This window comes from Mesorhizobium sp. M8A.F.Ca.ET.165.01.1.1 (assembly GCF_004792065.1).
GTDB lineage: Bacteria > Pseudomonadota > Alphaproteobacteria > Rhizobiales > Rhizobiaceae > Mesorhizobium.
The window spans coordinates 50584-68046 of record NZ_SRTH01000018.1 but is presented as its reverse complement, the minus strand read 5'-3'; the positions used below and the strand labels follow the sequence as shown (position 1 = coordinate 68046).

At 61.0% G+C, this 17463-nt stretch carries 12 protein-coding genes and 3 pseudogenes; 9 read left to right on the top strand and 6 right to left on the bottom strand.

Translation table 11 applies throughout. The annotated features are described in order from the left end of the window. Positions 1-109: 109 nt before the first annotated feature. Positions 110-1569: pseudogene (locus tag EN808_RS30715) on the top strand (Tn3 family transposase); the annotation flags it as partial. Between the two features lie 142 nt (positions 1570-1711). Here EN808_RS30715 and EN808_RS30710 read toward each other — a convergent pair. Both EN808_RS30710 and EN808_RS36535 read right to left on the bottom strand, forming a co-directional pair. Beyond that, positions 1712-2374, bottom strand: coding sequence for a helix-turn-helix domain-containing protein (locus EN808_RS30710; RefSeq protein WP_245525158.1), 663 nt, complete (start codon positions 2372-2374; stop codon positions 1712-1714). 217 nt (positions 2375-2591) lie between these two features. Then, positions 2592-2825, bottom strand: a complete 234-nt coding sequence (locus tag EN808_RS36535; protein WP_189524201.1) for a hypothetical protein — start codon at positions 2823-2825, stop codon at positions 2592-2594. Between EN808_RS36535 and EN808_RS30700 the strand changes: the two are divergent. Then, a pseudogene (locus EN808_RS30700) lies at positions 2787-3853 on the top strand (site-specific integrase). The gene EN808_RS36535 and the pseudogene EN808_RS30700 sit on opposite strands and share 39 nt — an antisense overlap. A gap of 44 nt (positions 3854-3897) precedes the next feature. On the opposite strand, the gene EN808_RS30695 reads toward EN808_RS30700, so the two are convergent. Both EN808_RS30695 and EN808_RS30690 read right to left on the bottom strand, forming a co-directional pair. After that, on the bottom strand, positions 3898-4590 hold the full coding sequence (locus EN808_RS30695) for a nucleotidyl transferase AbiEii/AbiGii toxin family protein (protein WP_135917791.1): 693 nt from the start codon (positions 4588-4590) through the stop codon (positions 3898-3900). Beyond that, positions 4590-4853 (bottom strand): hypothetical protein, encoded by a 264-nt coding sequence (locus EN808_RS30690; RefSeq protein ID WP_135917790.1) that lies wholly within the window; start codon positions 4851-4853, stop codon positions 4590-4592. Before EN808_RS30690 ends, EN808_RS30695 begins: the two co-directional genes overlap by 1 nt. Positions 4854-5048: 195 nt before the next feature. Between EN808_RS30690 and EN808_RS30685 the strand changes: the two are divergent. The 4 genes and pseudogenes from EN808_RS30685 to repC all read left to right on the top strand — a co-directional run bounded on the left by EN808_RS30685 (position 5049) and on the right by repC (position 10614). After that, a pseudogene (locus EN808_RS30685) lies at positions 5049-6139 on the top strand (hypothetical protein). Positions 6140-6987: 848 nt separating this feature from the next. Then, on the top strand, positions 6988-8196 hold the full coding sequence (gene repA, locus EN808_RS30680) for a plasmid partitioning protein RepA (RefSeq protein WP_135917789.1): 1209 nt from the start codon (positions 6988-6990) through the stop codon (positions 8194-8196). A gap of 72 nt (positions 8197-8268) precedes the next feature. Then, positions 8269-9255: a plasmid partitioning protein RepB gene (repB, locus tag EN808_RS30675; protein WP_128315466.1), complete on the top strand. Its 987-nt coding sequence runs from the start codon at positions 8269-8271 to the stop codon at positions 9253-9255. A 153-nt stretch (positions 9256-9408) separates the two neighbouring features. After that, positions 9409-10614, top strand: coding sequence for a plasmid replication protein RepC (gene repC, locus EN808_RS30670; RefSeq protein WP_135917788.1), 1206 nt, complete (start codon positions 9409-9411; stop codon positions 10612-10614). 340 nt (positions 10615-10954) lie between these two features. Here repC and EN808_RS30665 read toward each other — a convergent pair whose 3' ends face one another. After that, complete coding sequence (locus tag EN808_RS30665; RefSeq protein WP_135917787.1) at positions 10955-12124, bottom strand: tyrosine-type recombinase/integrase; 1170 nt, start codon at positions 12122-12124, stop codon at positions 10955-10957. Positions 12125-12133: 9 nt separating this feature from the next. Further along, positions 12134-12283, bottom strand: coding sequence for a hypothetical protein (locus EN808_RS36530; RefSeq protein WP_189524200.1), 150 nt, complete (start codon positions 12281-12283; stop codon positions 12134-12136). Positions 12284-12548: 265 nt separating this feature from the next. Here EN808_RS36530 and EN808_RS30660 point away from each other — a divergent pair, with 265 nt between their 5' ends. From EN808_RS30660 to EN808_RS30650, 3 genes are all read left to right on the top strand, one after another. Further along, positions 12549-13667, top strand: coding sequence for an RHE_PE00001 family protein (locus EN808_RS30660; protein WP_348630947.1), 1119 nt, complete (start codon positions 12549-12551; stop codon positions 13665-13667). A 230-nt stretch (positions 13668-13897) separates the two neighbouring features. Next, positions 13898-14881 (top strand): ATP-binding protein, encoded by a 984-nt coding sequence (locus EN808_RS30655; RefSeq protein ID WP_245525157.1) that lies wholly within the window; start codon positions 13898-13900, stop codon positions 14879-14881. After that, positions 14787-17315: a S8 family serine peptidase gene (locus EN808_RS30650; protein WP_245525156.1), complete on the top strand. Its 2529-nt coding sequence runs from the start codon at positions 14787-14789 to the stop codon at positions 17313-17315. The genes EN808_RS30655 and EN808_RS30650 overlap by 95 nt, the downstream gene beginning before the upstream one ends. The last annotated feature ends 148 nt before the right edge of the window (positions 17316-17463 follow it).

Genomic DNA, 17463 nt, shown 5'->3' with positions numbered 1-17463 from the left:
GGACTGCGAGCCATCGGCTTTGCTTAGCGGCTTGAACGACGCGGCGCTGACCCCCTTCCTGCGGCCGAGTTCGTGGCATAGCCATCTTCGTTCCCAGGCGGCCGGTGGACACCACCTCAGGGAGATCGCGGTGCTGTTCCATCTACGCGATGCGTTCCGCTCCGGAGATGTCTGGTTGGCCAAATCCCGGCGCTATGGTGATCTGAAGCAGGCTCCCGTTCCTGCGCAAGCCGTGGCGGAAGGCGGGCGTCTCGCTGTGCCATTGCGGCCGGAGAATGGCGGACCGGCAAGCTCGCCTCGAATGCGGTTGCGAGAGCCGGGCCATGCAGCACACGCGGCACGATTAGCGGTTCGATCGAAACGGCGCGCTGCATATCAGAAGCTCGAAGCGGCCGCGCCGGGTGGCGCCGAGGATGTGGTTCTCGATCTCTACAAGGACATACCGCCCACACGCATCACCAACCTCTTGTTGGAAGTGGACGCGGCGACCAGCTTCACCGAAGCGTTCACGCATCTGCGCACACTGGAGCGTCCTGCGCCGACCGGATCGGGTTGATGAACGTCATCCTTGCGGAAAGGATCAACCTCGGTCTGCGCAAGATGGCCGACGCCACGAACACCCACACCTTCGGGGAGTGATTCGCATTGGACGATGGCATGTCGAAGGCGAAGCCTACGACCGGCGCTGGCCATGGTGGTCGAGGCGCAAGCAGCATTACCGATGGCCCGGTCCTGTGGCATGGGCGCTTCGGCTTCGAGCGACGGCCAGTTCTTCACCGCCACACAGCAGTGCGAGGCCATGAATCTTGGTCAACGCGTATACCAGGCCATGAAGCTTGTAGCCACGTCTCCGATTAATACGCACCGTTCGCGACCCTGGTGATCCCTGCAACGGCAAGCGAAGCGCCCTATATCCTCGGACGGCCTGCTCATGAACGAAGCCGGTCGCCATATCCGCGAGCAGTTCGCCGACGCGAGCGGATTCACCGATCACGTCTTTGCCGCGGGCGCCATTCTCGGCTATGGTTCGCACCTGCGAGCCTTGATCGGCGGAAAGATCAAGCAGGCCATGGATCGAGCGCAACTGGCCCGACGTCCTGAGCATCGCCGCCGCTATTGCTGGCGGAAGCATCGCGCCAACCCAAATCCTGCGGAAACTCGCCTCCTATCCCCTGCCGAACGAACTGGCCACGGCCTTGCGAGAGATCGGCCGCGTCGAGCGGACGCTGTTCATGATCGACTGGATTCTGGATGCCGATCTGCAACGCCGCGCCCAGATCGGGCTCAACAAGGGCGAGGCACTTCACGCGCTGAAACGTGTCATCAGCTTCAACCGGCGAGGCGAAATCCACGACCGTTCCGCCGTTCCGCCGAAGGCCAGCACTACCGCATCGCGGGCATGAACCGGCTCGCCGCGATCGCCATATTCTGGAACACCATGAAGCAGGCAAGTCGTCGCCAGCCAGAAAGCGAGGGAAACTGCTATCGCCCGATCTGCTGGCTCATGTCTCCCCGCTGGGATGGGAGCACATCAACCTCACCGGAGAATATCGCTGGCCAAAACCTTAGCGTAGGATTCCGTCCTCTCCCGCAAACGACCCCAGCTTGGATGCGCAGGGACGACACCAGAGCTGGCCGAGTTCGGGTAAGCAGGTGCAACTTGGATAAATCTGCGCGAGGTCGCAACCGACGACGGTGTCGGCCGCCCAGCTTAGGGGCATTCTCTTGGCTGAAGCGGCAGGCCATAAGTGCACATCTTGTTGTAGAGCGTCTTTCTCGAGATGCCGAGATAGCGCGTGGCCTCGCCGCGGCGGAAACGATGGCGCTGCAGCGCGTCGAGGATCCACTCGCGCTCGTCGGTCGGATGCGGCTCGGCCAGATGGGCGTCGTCGAGGGCCGGCAGATGTTCCGCCTTGATCCAGTCGCCCTCGCAACGGATGGCGGCGGTCTCGAGCACGGAGCGCAGTTCGCGAATATTTTCCGGCCAGCCATAGGTTATCAGAACGCGATAGGCGGAATGGTCGACCGACAGCTTGCGGCTGCGGCGATCCTTCCTCAGCGCCTGGAGGAAATGTTCCGCGAGCAGCGGCAGGTCTTCCAGGCGATCGCGCAGATTGGGAAGAAAGACGTACCCGGGGGCGAGGCGTGACTCGAGCGCAGAGATCAGCTGCCCGGTGGATGCGAGCTCCGCCAGCGGCTGGGTCGATGTCAGGATCAGTCGTCCTTCGAAGCGGCCCCTGTCATTGTCGCCGAGACGCCGGTAGACGCCGGTCTCGATGACCTCGATAAGGCGTTCCTGGGCGTCGACGCATACACGTTCAACATTCTCGATCAGGATCGTCGCCTTTGGATGATACTGAAGCAGCCCGAGCACCTTGCGGGTTGAGCGGCAGCCGCTGCCGCCAGGCGCCGACCCAGGCCGGCTGAGCGCGCGCGAGCGTGTCGAGCGACGCCAGCGCGGCGGAACTGGCGGTCGCGGGATCGAGGCGAATCATGCTTTCGAGGGTAAAATGCCCGTGCGCTTTATGCCATCCAATTTCGCATCAAAACGCACAGCTTGTCGGCAACAACAAACGAATGATAATCTTGCATTATCGTTCTTTTTGCTCTTTATATTGAGAATGGCCCAAAACGTCGATCAAAAGCCCGAAAACCACCTCGCGCGACCTTCCGGACAGCTCTACAGCACGGCGCCGGCGGATGACATTCCGGACGCGCGGCCGTCGGCGGAGAACGCGGCGCCTGGCACCGATGATCTCACCGACATCATCGACGTCGTGCTCGAGATGGGGCGCGCGCCGGAAGAGCCGCAGGCGAAAGCTCAAGCCCCCTCCCCTTCTCTTCCGGCCGCTTCTACTCCGCGCCTGCGGGTCATCTCGCGGCGCTGGCCGATCGCGCGCGTGGTTATGTCGAGGCGGCGAGTTCCGCCAATACGCGTCGCGCCTATGCATCCGACTGGAAGCATTTTTCGAGCTGGTGCCGCCGGCAAGGGGTTGAACCGTTGCCACCGGACCCGCAAACCGTCGCCCTCTATATTACCGCCTGCGCCTCCGGGACCGTAACCGGCGACACGAAACCAAACTCCGTTTCCACCATCGAACGCCGCCTGTCCTCACTCTCGTGGAACTATGCGCAGCGCGGGCTGCCGCTTGATCGCAAGGATCGGCACATCGCCACCGTGATGGCCGGCACCCGCAACAAGCACGCCGCCCCGCCGCGCCAGAAGGAAGCGATCCTGCCCGAGGATCTGATCGCCATGCTGGAAACGCTCGACTGCGGAACCTTACGCGGCTTGCGCGACCGCGCCATGCTGCTCCTCGGCTTTGCCGGCGGCCTGCGCCGCTCCGAGATCGTGGCTTTGGACATCGACCGCGACCGGACCGAGGACGGCCGCGGCTGGATCGAGATCCTCGACAAGGGCATGCTCGTTTCCCTTCGCGGCAAGACCGGCTGGCGGGAGGTCGAAGTCGGGCGCGGCTCGTCCGATGCCACCTGCCCGGTTGTCGCGGTGCAGACCTGGCTCAAGCTCGCCGGTATCGCGCACGGACCGCTGTTCCGGCGCGTCACCGGCCAGGGCAAGGCGGTCGGCGCCGATCGGCTCAACGACCAGGAGGTTGCGCGCCTGGTCAAGCGGACCGCGCTGGCGGCCGGCGTGCGCGGCGACCTGCCGGAAGGCGAACGCCGAAAGCTGTTTTCCGGCCATTCGCTGCGCGCTGGCCTCGCCTCCTCGACTGAAGTCGATGAGCGCTATGTGCAAAAGCAACTTGGCCATGCTTCGGCCGAAATGACGCGCAGATATCAGCGGCGGCGTGACCGCTTCCGGGTCAATCTCACCAAGGCGTCCGGGCTCTGAAAAGCTCCCCTCCCCTCCCAGGGTTGATCCGCTGGGTGAGGCGGTCAGGTCCTTTGAGGTCTCGACAACGCCTCATCGAGCACAGCGAGCGCTGCGTCCAGACTGTCGGCGGCCGACGCTTCGTAGTCAGGCATGATCATCAGCTGCGCGATCGCGCGGCTGACGAATTCCGGGTTGAGCTTTTCCATCCGTTGTCTGGTGCGAGCGACTTGTTCTGGGAGCGCACGCAGAGCGTTGACGACCTCCTCCAATTGCGACCGGGCTGCGGCGGCGATGTCGAAGATGTCGCGCGGTTTGGCTTCCGATCCCCGGAAATAGACCTTCTTGGCGATAATTTCCGGAATCGTTTCTAGACGCACCGTCCTGCCTTCCACCATACGGGTCTCGAACGGCGTCGTTGTTAGCGCTCCGGCAACGATGAAGTCGATTTCGCCAATTCCCTCGAAGGCGAACTTCTGAAACCGAAGCCCGTCACCCAGATAGTCGGATGGCATCGTTCCGAAGTGCAGATGGCTTCTGGAGGGGTCAATGAATCCGAGCAATTGAGGGTCGGCGAGGAAGATATCGATGTCATGGCTTTCGCGATGGCCGATCTGGATCATCATCGCCGTTCCGCCACCAAATGACCATTCAAAGTCATCGCCCCCGGCATTCTCGCGAAGCTGATCGATCAGGTCGATAGTGATGCGAAATAGCCGCCGCCATTCGGACGGGCGTCGGCTATCATGTCCAGCCATTACGCGGCGAGCGGGTAGCTCTCGCCGGACCAGGCAGAGAACTTGGCGGCAAAAGCCTTCAGGTCGTTGACCGCGATGTGGTGCGCGTTTGCGAACTCGACTTGCTGGGCGAGAGGGATCTCGCCGAGAAAGGCGCTGACATGACCGGGATGCTGCTTGGCCAGTTCGATATCAGCAAGGCAATGCGCCAGCGCCGCGTCGTCCAGTTGATCACTGTAGGGCGCGTTCACCGTCGTCAGTACTGAACCCAGATGCTTGCTCATAATGCGTGCAAGATAGTCGTTTCAGGCTTGTCGCACAAGTTGCCGCCCTCTTCCGCACCCATCGGCGGTCGGCGACGTGAGCGTTGTTTTCGTGACCCAGATCAGCCAGAATCGCCGCTCCAAGATCGCCGACGACGACGCACGGCGTCTCCCTTGACGAAAAAAGCGGGATTTCCCCCCGGCCGGAGCCCGAGAATGACCGAGCAAAAACCCGTCCGCCTGCCCGCCCCCGCTTCCGTCGAAACCGTGCTAGCGGGTTTAGAGCCGCAGTCGGCCGACGTCGAACTCTCCCCTGCCCTGAACAAGGCCTTTCCGGGCTTCGTCTTCACCGTCGCGAACATCGACGATCCATACTGGTGCAACCCTCACGACGTTGTCGCTGCCGACGGCACCCGTCTGGGCGACCATCGCGCCTGGTTCGAGCATGAACTGGCCGAGGTCGGCGGTGACCTCCACGCCTTCTGGAATCGGCATCGCCAGAGCGGGGAGAAATTCGCCGAATGGCGCGGCACCACCGCCTTCGTGCCCCGACCGGTCCCGGCGTCGCCGACTTCGTGCAGATCTCGCTCGGCCGCGAGATCGAGTTTCTGGCCGGCGCGGTGGTCGATCCCGACTATCGCCCCCGCAACGTCGACGAACTGTTCGAGCCGACCTGGGTTTTGCGCGGTTCCGCGGTAGAGCCACAACAGCTCGCAGGGCCAGTCTACCGGCTGCGCGGCCGTTCCGGCGGCGGCATCGTCCACATGCGCAGTTTTTTGGCGCGCCGGACGCGCATCGAACGCGAACTGCGCGAGGCGCTGCGGCCCGAACTGGAAAACCGGGTCATTCGCGAGGTCGGGCCATATGGCACGCGCGACATCGCGTTTTTCGACGCCAATCCCGACTGGTTCGATTTCGTGCCGCGCGAAAGCCGCTTTTTTGTTGCCTGGGAGCGATCGAGTGCGGCCGCCGACCGCATCTTTGCTCACTGGACCTTCGACATCCACGACCTCGAGGAACGCGGCCGGCGCGAGATCGGTTTTATTCCGCGGCCCCTCAAAATGCCGACTGAGCGGCTGCTCGCCGACGAAGGCGTCTCCGTGGACCGGCTGATGGAACGGGTCGAGGCGATCGACACCGAAATCGGTCTGCCCTTCGCCTGGTTCTTTCTGATGACCCACGGCCACTGGGTCGATCCGAATGTCGGTCACGCGATCGCCGAAGGCCTGCGCACGGGCCGGGTGCGGCTACCCGATCAGGACGCCGCCGTTCTGCTCGCTTGGGCGGACAGACCGTATCTGTTTTGAGCGAGCACCATGGACCTGGGGCTCTCGAACCTGCATCAGACGCAAAACTGTGGCGCGCCGACGCGCTTAACACGCGGGATTCGGTGGCTGCCCCTCCCATCGTCGCGCGTTTTTGGTCGGCATCTTGTCCGACGACGATGTTAAGACACTGCGCCATTCCCCCCGTTTGAGGCGGCTGCGCGACGGTAGCTTAGCGTTTCGATTGGAATCGAGAAGTAGAAGCGACACCGGCTTCGACACCGGCTTCGCTAGAGTGGGCCTTCGTCGAAGTGGTCTCGCCGAGACGCGATTTGGCATCTGTCCGGGAGCCATCTTCGAGGGGTCTAGCAACGAGCGCTGTCACATTTTCGTTTGGTGAGCGAACTCGACACCATTATTCTGTCCTCTCACTTGGCGTTTATCGTCGGCCACGGGCTGATGAAGCGCTGCGCCGTCTCCTCCGACGAGCTATCAGCTGGAAACGCTTTGGCTTAGCTTCTTCAAGGGAGACGAAAGATGACATGCCGCTTTGCAATGTCGGGTCAGCGCGCGGTCGAGTTTGATCTGCAGATATTCGTCAGAAGATCAGTGTCGCGATCACTTGCTAGGCGCCTAAGGAAGCCGATAAGAATTTGCGCGGGACGCTTGGGTAAGCAGGATTTGTGCTTGGGATAAGCAGTCTTTGTCCGCAGACAAAATCGCCGAATTGTGTAGCATATTCAGGTGCATGAATCACATCATGTGATCCTATCCTGAGACCATTAAGCTTTTGTTAACTTTAAATTTCTTGCCCGGGCGAACGAATCGGACATAATGACGGTTGCTTGGCGCTTTTACGTCAAAAATCGTTTTTAGAGAGTCTCGATCGAATGAACGTGAGTTCGCCCGTTCCTACGAAAACCCCGCTGCTGTTCGAGAAAAGTATCCTCGATCAGGGCGACCAGATATCGAAGAAGTTGCACCTGCTTTCGATGCAGCGCTTCCCTCCCCACGCAAAGAAAAATCTTCGTTCGTTCTCGCTTGCGGAGGTTGCCACATATCTGGGGGTTTCCCAGAGCCATCTGAAGAAACTGCATCTCGAAGGAAAGGGACCGGTGCCTGAAACCTCGACGTCGGGCAGACGCTCGTACACTGCTGAACAGATGCTTGAGCTGCGCCAGTATCTCGACCAGTACGGTCGATCCGACGCCCGCATGTATGTTCCCCATCGGCGACCGCGCGAGAAGCTTCAGATTTTGGCTGTGGTTAATTTCAAGGGGGGCAGCGGGAAGACCACTACCGCTGCCCACCTCGCCCAATACCTTGCGCTTACCGGGCACCGTGTCCTAGCTGTCGACCTCGATCCGCAGGCATCGCTTTCTTCGTTGCATGGGTTCCAACCTGAACTCGACCAGACGAAATCGCTTTACGACGCGATTCGTTATGACGACGAGAGGGTGCCTCTCTCGGAAATCATCAAGCCGACGAATTTCCCAGGCTTGGACATCGTCCCAGCGAACCTAGAGCTGCAGGAATTCGAATACGACACGCCTCTGGCAATGACGGACAAGTCTTCGAATGTGGGCAGGGCGTTTTTCACGCGCATCTCGAAGGCATTGATGGAGGTCGACGATCGCTACGATGTCATAGTTATCGATTGTCCGCCGCAGCTTGGCTACCTGACGATCACCGCACTGACCGCGGCGACCTCAGTGTTGATCACGATCCATCCGCAAATGCTCGATGTTATGAGCATGGGCCAGTTTCTGCTGATGCTCGGGAACATCCTGGAGCCGATCAGGGCGGCCGGTGCGGAGGTGAATCTGGAGTGGTATCGCTATCTTGTTACTCGATACGAACCCACGGATCAGCCGCAAGCGCAGATGGTGGCGTTCCTGCATACGCTGTTCGGCGAATTCATTCTCAAGAATCAGATGCTGAAATCAACGGCGATTTCCGATGCGGGGATTACCAAGCAGACCCTCTACGAAGTCGAAAAGAGTGCGATGACCCGTTCCACATACGAGCGAGCAATGGAAGCCTTGGACGTCGTAAATGGCGAAATCGTAGCTTTGATTCATGAAGCATGGGGGCGTTGACTTTGTCTGCTGACAAAAGCGGATATTTGCCAAATGTATTCAATGGACTACGCCCTATCTGGAGGAAAAAATATGGCACGTAAGAATCTTCTTGCAGGCCTGGTAGAAGCGGAGATCGACGACCGGGCGTCATCAGCCTCCGCTGCGGCATATCCGATCCGCGGCGCGTCAAAATCGATGATCCGCTCAGTCAACGAGTTGGCAAAGCAAGCGGATGCGTATCTTGAGGGCGAGCATGTCGTCGAACTCGACCCAAGCGCAGTCGATGGCTCGTTCGTTTCCGACCGCATGGGCGGCGACGAGGAACAATATCAAGAGCTGCTGGAAGCGATTAGGGAGAGAGGGCAGGATTCTCCCATACTTGTCCGTCCGCATCCGAGCTCAGACGGTCGCTACATGATCGTCTTCGGCCATCGCAGGGTCCGAGTCGCCCGCGAACTGGGACGGAAGGTGAGGGCGGTCGTAAAGGAGATCGACGACAAGACCCATGTAATTGCCCAGGGTCAGGAGAATTCCGCTCGGGCAAATCTCAGTTTCATCGAGAAGGCGATGTTCGCAAAGCGCCTTGAGGATTTGGGGTACGACAGAGATGTGATCTCGTCAGCATTGGCCTCGAACGCCGCTGCGGTCTCGAAGATGGTATCGGTTGTCACCAGAATTCCGGCATCTGTTATCGGTAAGATTGGATCAGCTACGTCTGTAGGGCGCGAGCGGTGGGTTGAGCTGTCTCTGCTCGCCGGCAAGAAATCCGAAGTCGTTAATGCAATCTTGTCCGAACCAGAATTCGGTGAGCTGGAGAGCAACGAACGCTTCGAAAGGTTGCTAGCAGCCTTGAATGCGAAGGGGAAGCCGGTTCGCAAGGTAGCCGTGAAGTCCCAAGCACAGTCCTGGGTCCCCGAGGACAAATCAGTCAGCGTCAGCGTCAAGAAGGCAGGCAAGGCCATCACGATCGCCGTGAAGGAGATGGACGGCAGCCGCTTTGGGACGTGGATTTCCGATAATCTGGGCAACCTTTATGAGGCGTTCAGAAAGTCGGAGAAGACATCAATAGGAGACTGAAACCGCAAAAGAAAAAGGCCCCCGAACGTCACCGTCGCGGAAGCCCTTCTCGTCTGTCGCAAGCTGAGAATCGCATTTCCCCGAATCACTGTCAAGAGTCGTGGCGCCGTTTTGGCGAGCAGATTTCTTTTGCCTAATCGAGGGTGAAAGAAAATGGAAACGGGTATTGCAACGACGCCCTTTGGGCGGCGGCCAATGTCGCTTGCCATGCTGGCAGCGCAAAACGAGTCACGTGAGATCCCCAAGGGCAGGGTTGTCGACAAGTGGCAGATCTACCGCAACCTCTGCGAAGGCAAGAGCATCGTCGGCATCGGCGATCGTGCTCTGGCCGTCCTGAATGCGTTGCTATCTTTCTATCCTGACAGTGAATTGAGTGAGGAAAACGACCTCATCGTCTTTCCATCAAATGCACAGCTGTCGCTCAGGGCGCACGGAATGCCCGATGCCACTGTCAGGCGGCACCTGGCGGCTCTTGTAGACTGCGGGCTGATCATCCGTCGGGATAGCCCGAACGGCAAGCGCTACGCCCGCAAGGGCAGGGGAGGGGAGATCGAGGAAGCCTTTGGCTTCTCCCTGGCGCCGCTGTTGGCCCGTGCTTACGAGTTCGAGGCCGCGGCCGAGCGTGTTCGCGCCGACAACAGGGCGCTCAGGCTTATGCGCGAGCGGATCACCTTGCACCGCCGTGACATCCACAAGCTGATCGAGGCGGCTGTCGAGGGAGATGTTCCGGGCGACTGGGGAAGCCTGTGGAAGCGGTTCCGCGGCATTGTGGAGGCGATTCCGCGCCGAGCCTGCATTGCCGAGCTCGAACGGATCGTAGCCGATCTGGCCGCCTTACACGACGAAGTGGATAAGCTGCTGGAAACGCATATGAAATCCATGAATCCAAGCGGCAATGACTCTCAAAACGAGCGGCAGCAATCTAATTCAAATACCGACTCTATTTTTGAATTTGAACCTGCTTTAGAGAAAGGCGGGGCGACGGCCGAGCCCGGGACGAGGACCGCAGAGCCCCCGAAAACCTATCCGCTGGGGCTTGTGCTGAAGGCCTGCCCCGAAATTGCGGATTATGCCGTCGCCGGGATCGGCAATTGGCGCGATTTCATGATTACCGCCGCCCAGGTGCGGGGCTACCTTGGCGTCTCGCCGTCGGCGTATGAGGAGGCCTGCCATGCGATGGGCCAGGAAACCGCCGCGATCGTGATTGCCTGCATCTTGCAACGCGCTCAGCACATCAATTCCGCCGGCGGATACCTGCGTGTGCTGACTGACAAGGCCAGGGCAGGGGCGTTCTCGGTCGGACCGATGCTGATGGCGGCGCTGAAGGCGAACGGCGCCACGGCGAGGATGGCGGGGTGAGCACGGGGACGGTCTCAAGGGTGTCGGTATGAAGCTGAAGGACCGGCATCGCGGCGCGAACGGCACTGGCGGAACTCCGCTTGTGCCGACCTTTTCCAAGGCGGTCCTGCTCAATTCGATCCCGCGCCTCGACGCGCCTATTACCGATCTGCCGGGTGGGGATCCGGGGTTCGATTTTCGGCGGTCAGTTGCCTTGGGATCATTGTGGACTTTGTGCCGGGCACTGCCTTCGGTCTCGACATCTCCGTGCAGCGTAAGGGCGGGAGCTAGCTTGTTGCACCGTGCGTTCCGCGCGAAACGGCATGCGCCCGCCGCGAGCGACCTGCACCATCATCCGGATCTATATGATCACCCGCGCCGCCCGGCCGAGCGTCCGCTCCGCGTCATTGTAATAGTTCGAAGCCTGCTGGACCGAGTGATGCTGCGACTGCTGCATGGCTTCCGGCAGCGGAATGCCGCGGCGGGCGGTTTCGGTGAGGTAGCCCGAGCGCAGGCCATGCGCGGAAAAGGCTTGCGGGTCGAGGCCTGCCTCAGCTATGCGGCGCTTCAGGATCAGGTTCACCGCCTGCGGCGTCAGGGCGCGTTTTTCGAGATTGCCCCAACGGTCGATGCGGCGGAACACGGCGCCTTCGCTGACGTTCGCACGCTCCAGCCACTCCCGCAGGACCCGCACCGGACGGCCGATCAGCAACACGAAGTCGTCGCTGTCGGCTTGTGTCGTCTTGGTCCGGCCGAGCCGGATCGACAGGCACGGCAGTTTTTCGCCGTGGGGAGCCTTGGGATCGGTGGGTACCGGCTCTTCTTCGACGATCTGCTCGACGCGCAGCGCCGAAATTTCGCTGCGACGCCGGCCGCCGGAGGCGAAGGCGGTGATGAGGATCGCGCGATCCCTGACGTCGACGAGACGGTCGCCGGCACAGGCTTTTAGGAGCACGGTCAAAATGTCGGCGGTCACGGCTTTCTTGCTCTTGCGGCCGCGCGGTCGGGCGCTGGCGCGCACGGCAAGCTTTACGGCGCTCTGCAGCCCCAGAGCGTTGAAGTTTCCTTTCAGGCCACGCCATTTAGTTAACGTCGACCAGCTCGACAGCCGCCTGCGAACCGTGCTGGGCGCGTGGGGACCGTCGACTCGCAGAAGCCCTGCCTCCTTAAGGGCGACCGTCACGTCGCCAGGCATGCCGTGCGCTGGATCGGTTTCGCGCCTGGCTCGATCCCATAGATGATGCGCGACGAATTTTAGCAACAGCGCTTCCGGCGCCGGCCAGGGCAGAGGCTCGCCGGTGGACGCCTGGCACCAAGCCTCGAGGTAGCCAAGGTCGGAAGCGAGCGCCCGAAGCGAATTATCGCCGATGCCTTCTTTTGCGAGATGACGCAACGTGGCGACGTCGTCGTCGGTGAGCAATTCGGCCAGGAAATCACGCCGATCGAAGGGCAGCACCGAATCCAGCGCGTCGAGCGCCTCCGCACGGCGCAGCTTTTGGTCGGATGCGGGTTTTGGCAGCCGGAGGTCCATGGTGCTCGCTTAAAACAGATACAGTTCGGTGAAATCAAAACCGGGAAAGGCGTTGGCAAGAGCAGGGGCGAGCTCGGCGTCGGCCGATACCGGCTCGAGGCTTTTCAGGACGGCTTGAACGGAAGCGGTATCGGGCAGGCGGATCGGCTCTGCGGTCATAGTGGCGTCCCTTGCGCGCGAGGTCGTCCACGCAAGCGGGACGAACCAATCCACTGAACCAGCCAGACGACAAGCGCCGAAACCCTACGTTTCCAGGCCTGTCCAGCGATCCAGGGTGAGGATTTTCGCTGATTTGCGGGCTAAGATCAATCACTATCGATAAGCGGTCATTATCGATAGTTAGAAGGCCGCCAGAGAAAATCCCCGGCAAGTCAACCTAAATGCCAGATAGCTTGACTACGGCGAATCAGTCATCATGAAAACAATGGCTTACGACATCAGCGAATTGTCCCTCGGCGCTCTCATCGCGCCTATCGCGAAGGCGACCGAGGCTTTGGCGCGGCTTGACGAGCGGCTGGCTCGCTCGCCGGTGCGCGAGGGTTTTGTCGAGCGCCAGCACTTCGCCGATTCGGCCGCAGCGCTCTGGCTCGAGGGCGAGCTCGTCCATCTCGAGGACCTCGTCCTGCACGACGCCCACATGGACATCCGCACCCCGACCCACGAGCTCACCCGCGCGCACGCCGTGCTGCGAACCCGCCGGCGAATTTTTGCGCAGAAGCCGGACTGGGCACTCAGCCGAGGAGGTTTTTTGGCCCTGACTGGTCGGGGCGGCGCCATGGCGGCGGAACAAAAAAACCGGGAACGGGAAGGGGAGTGGGCCGGAGCCAGCTCTGTTGAAGCCGATGGTCGGGATGATGAGGACGATCTTCTGGCTGAAGAATTTGCCGAGATAGATGCCGTCCTGGCGCGCTCCTCAACGGTTCTCAGCGGCGCCGAGGTGCCGGCGAGAACACAGCGCTCTGAGGAGAGGCCGGACCTGATCTACGATCTCGACTGGAATGAAGAAGAGCGGCTGGCCGAATGGCGGGATGTGATGGCCAGGACCCGCGATCTGCCGGTCATCCTGCGCGCCGCGGTCCTACTCGAAGCCTGGTCGGACATCGAGGTGCTGCAGCATGCCACGTGGCTCGGGCCGCTGTTCGTCGCCGCGCTGCTGCGGCAGGAGGGTCTTGCCGCCAACCATCTCGTCAGCCTGCAGCTCGGCGCCAAGAACATTCCACGAGAGCGGCGGCGGGCGCGCAATCGCTCGGATCGGTTGTTGGCTTTTGTCGATGCCATCCACGAGGCAGCGCTCGCCGGGTTGAAAGAGCATGACCGGCTGGTGATGGCGAAAAGCCAGATGGAACGGCGGCTGCGGGAGCGGCGCGTCAGTTCAAAACTTTCCGACCTGATCGAGCTGGTGCTGTCGCGGCCACTTGTCTCGACTGGCATGGTTCAGAAGGGACTAAAAGTGACAAAACAGGGGGCGCTGAATCTGGTCGGTGAGCTTGGGCTGCGCGAGATGACGGGCAGGGGAAGGTTTCGTGCATGGGGGATACTATGAACTCGCGAAAGGCCGCAAAGCGGTTGATTTCGGTCAGCAGTACCCGCATTGGTGCGTCCCATTGCAAGACAGTTAAGAACTTTTCATGTACGATTCGGCGATGGACCTCTGTTCCGAGAAATGGCGAAAGACCGTAGAGAATTATGGCTCGTAGTGACCTCCTCGTTTCCTTGGTGCGCGCCGGTGCTACCGGCGACCGAGAGATGCTGAGGTCGACCGCCGAGGCCATCGTGGCCGAAGAGCGCGCCCAAAACCACCACATTGTGGCAGATAGATTGGAAAGGGCTCTATCGTCCGTTCCGGTTACGCCTCCCGCCTTGACCAGTGCTGCCACCTTGGCCGGTGCCGGGAAGGATGCGATTCTTGAGCTCGAACCTCGGACGCAGATGTCGCAACTGCTTCTACCGTTGCCTGTTCAGGAGGGCGGCCGGCAGTTGATCGAGGAGCACGTCCGTGCCGATGTGCTGCGGGCCCATGGCTATGAACCTCGCCATCGCGTTCTCCTCTCAGGGCCACCGGGAAACGGAAAGACGTCATTTGCCGAGGCGGTTGCAGAGGCGCTGGGTTTGCCCTTCTTCATGGTGCGATACGATGCGCTCATCGGAAGTTATCTCGGTGAGACGAATGCGCGTCTCAGGAAGCTTTTCGACTATATTCGCACCCGGCCAAGCGTGCTTTTCTTCGATGAGTTCGACGCCATCGGAAAGGAGCGCGGCGACACGCACGAGACGGGGGAAATCAAGCGGGTCGTATCGTTCCTTTTGATGCAGCTGGACCAGCTTCCAACCTACGTGATCGTCATCGCAGCAACAAACCACGCCGAACTCCTCGATCGCGCCGTCTGGCGCCGGTTCCAGCTTCGCCTTGGCTTTCCTGCTCCTGACAAGAAGCACATCGAGATTTTCCTCGATCGCGTGATGTCGCAGTGGCCCGACCAACCGCGTCTCCCGGTACGCTCCGTCGGAAGCAAGCTCGGTCTGGTGAGCTACGCAGAGGCAATCGATTTTTGCCAGAATGTTCGACGACGACAAATATTGGGCTTGGGGGAGCTTCCGATCGATGACGCGTTGCGGGCGGAATTAGATCTCTGGGCATCTCGAGTGCGACCAGAGGTGACAAATGCCGAGCGATCCGACCAAACCCCTTCTCAGGCTAAATCCCGGTCAACCCCAGCCAAGGCTGCCGGGAAGACGCGCGGTCATTCCGCGGCCTGAGGCCTATCCACGAGCAGATCAGGAGCAGCGCTTCGGCCAAAGGTTCGCGCGCCTGGCTGAAGTGCTGGCGCGAGACCCGGCTGCTCTTGAGTTACGGGCCGATCCCGCGGCTTTGGCTCCCGAGCGGCTTCTCGTCTTTGAAGTGAGGGGGAGTATTGCTGCTTTCGCCAAGGCGGTGAGCAGGGTTCCGGGTCTCGAGTTGATCGACGAAGAGGAACTGCCAGGCGATGAAGACGCGGCGCCCGTCGCGTACTTGCTTGTTCCCGACGTACGGGCCTTGCGGCAAATCGAAAGCCTTTGGCGAACCTGGGTCTCCGGAAGGGACCTTCCGGAGGGACACACCGCCTGGCGCGACGTCTTTGCCTGTCTCAGGGATCTGCGGCCGTGGAGCCCGGAAGATCGGGTGCAGCGGGTGGATGCGTCAATCCTGGACGAGGAGATCTTCGGCAAGGAGGACGACGAGCAGATCCCGCTCGAAATAGAGATCGTGTTCAGGCCGAATGCTGACGCCGCTGCGGTGAATGAGGCTGCCGTCACGCGGGCGATCGGGGCGTATGGAGGGACAATCCTCAGCCGGGCACGATTGGCCGATATCGCCTATCACGCGATTCTGGCACGACTGCCGGTCGCCTCCATCAGGCGGATTGTAGAGAGATCTCCTGCCAGCTTGGCCGGGATCGAGCAGGTCATGTATATCCGGCCTCAAAGCGTCGTCTCCGGAATCGATGTCGCCGATACGGTTCCGCTTGCCACCGTTGCTCCCCAGCCGGCCGTCGTCAACGATCCAATCCTGGCGGTGCTCGACGGCGTGCCGGTGGTAGGCCACCCACTTCTTCGACAACATATCAGTGTCGAGGATCTCTTTGGCCTTGAGCCAAACACATTGGTGGCACAACGTGTTCACGGTTCGGCGATGGCCTCCCTTATCGTGCATGGCGACCGCAACCGACCGGAGGCCCCGTTACCGCGGCAGATACATTTTATTCCGGTGCTTGGTGCTGCCGATCGCTTTCCTCCGGACCGGCTTATTGTCGACCTGATCTATCAGGCAGTGCTGCGCATGCGAGGTCCAGCCGACCCCTCAGCGCCGCACGTAATCATCATCAACATATCGCTCGGCAACGCTCGCCGGCCGTTTCATGGACACCTGTCGCCGTGGGCCCGACTTCTGGATCGACTCGCCTTCCAGCTCGGGATTCTCTTCCTCGTAAGCGCCGGCAATGTCACCGACGAATTTCCCGTGCGTGCATTTGCTACCAGCCTGGATTTCGAGAATGCGCTCGATGACGCCCGAGCCCGTGCCGTCGTTCGGGCGCTCGCCGACATTCAGGCCGACCGCCGGCTCCTGTCCCCGGCGGAAACGGTGAATGGGATTACGATTGGTGCTCGGAACCTTGACTGGGTGCCACAAGCCGACAGGCCGCATGCGCGAGCGAATATCAATCCATTCCCCGCACTCGACACCTCGAATCCATCGAGCGCGCTCGGTCCGGGTTTTGCGGATGCCGTAAAGCCGGACATCCTCATGCCTGGCGCTCGCGAGCATCTTCGTGTGATGCGTAGTGGCGGCGGCGAGATCGTGGTGGCTCCAGCCCGAGCAAGCAGGGGAGCTGGTCTGAAGGTTGCCGCGCCTCCAGCTTTGGCGGGGGTCGAGGGCGCCGAGGCATACACCAATGGGACGAGCGCTGCCGCCGCTCTGGCTTCCAGGACGGCTCACAGGATTCATGATGCGCTTGAGCAGGAATACGGCCAGGAGTTTCTCCAGCTGTCGAACGCGCAGCGCGCAGTTCTGATCAAGGCCCTGTTGGTACATCCCGCGCGCTGGCCCGACTCAACCGCATCGCTTGTTCGGGATCTTCTTGGGCCCTTCGGAAGAGGGCAAGCGCCGCGTCAGAAGGATAATATTCGGCGTTTTATCGGCTATGGAGCCCTCGACCCGGAGGACGCGGTGGCTTGCGCTGCCGACCGGGCCACCTTCTGGGCAGTTGGATCGCTGGGCGACGAGCGAAGCCTGGACATATCGGTTCCGATACCAGCCGCGATCGGCGGGAGGACGCAGCCGCACTACATTGCGGCAACGCTTGCTTGGCTCACGCCTGTCTTGCCTGGCCGCAAGGCCTATAGGGCGGTTCGCATGAAGATTCTGGACCCGGCTGATATCGATAGCTTGGGCGTTGCCGCGCACGGAAACCAGCCCGACGGAAACCAAATCAATCGCGGAACAGTCTGCACACGCTGCTGGAGTGGCGACCGTGCGGCTGTCGTGACGGCAAACATGCTCCTTCCGCTGAGAATTCAGCGCGAGCCGGGCACGGGCGAGAACATCGACGAACTGGTTCCGTTCGGGCTTGCGGTCACGATCTCCATGCCGGGGCAGATTGCGCTCTACGATGAGGTTCGTGCGCGAGTGCGCCCAGCGCCTGTGAGACCGTAAGGCGCTTTATCATTCTATCGTTCTATCGTTCTTGCCCCTGACGAACCAGGGGCGCCAGGGAGCCGATGGCGATCGAGCTTCTACCGAAATACGAGGTTCTGATAGAGATTGCCGATCGCGCCAAATGGAGAGTGGCCGACGCTCCGCA

What these genes read in the sequence shown, in the direction of transcription:
- repA (WP_135917789.1), top strand. Translation starts at nt 6,988, where the DNA reads ATGAACGTGAGTTCGCCCGTTCCTACGAAAACCCCGCTGCTGTTCGAG.
- EN808_RS30660 (WP_348630947.1), top strand. Translation starts at nt 12,549, where the DNA reads ATGGCTTACGACATCAGCGAATTGTCCCTCGGCGCTCTCATCGCGCCT.
- repC (WP_135917788.1), top strand. Translation starts at nt 9,409, where the DNA reads ATGGAAACGGGTATTGCAACGACGCCCTTTGGGCGGCGGCCAATGTCG.
- EN808_RS30690 (WP_135917790.1), bottom strand. Translation starts at nt 4,853, where the DNA reads ATGAGCAAGCATCTGGGTTCAGTACTGACGACGGTGAACGCGCCCTAC.
- EN808_RS36530 (WP_189524200.1), bottom strand. Translation starts at nt 12,283, where the DNA reads ATGACCGCAGAGCCGATCCGCCTGCCCGATACCGCTTCCGTTCAAGCC.
- EN808_RS30650 (WP_245525156.1), top strand. Translation starts at nt 14,787, where the DNA reads ATGCCGAGCGATCCGACCAAACCCCTTCTCAGGCTAAATCCCGGTCAA.
- repB (WP_128315466.1), top strand. Translation starts at nt 8,269, where the DNA reads ATGGCACGTAAGAATCTTCTTGCAGGCCTGGTAGAAGCGGAGATCGAC.
- EN808_RS30665 (WP_135917787.1), bottom strand. Translation starts at nt 12,124, where the DNA reads ATGGACCTCCGGCTGCCAAAACCCGCATCCGACCAAAAGCTGCGCCGT.
- EN808_RS30695 (WP_135917791.1), bottom strand. Translation starts at nt 4,590, where the DNA reads ATGGCTGGACATGATAGCCGACGCCCGTCCGAATGGCGGCGGCTATTT.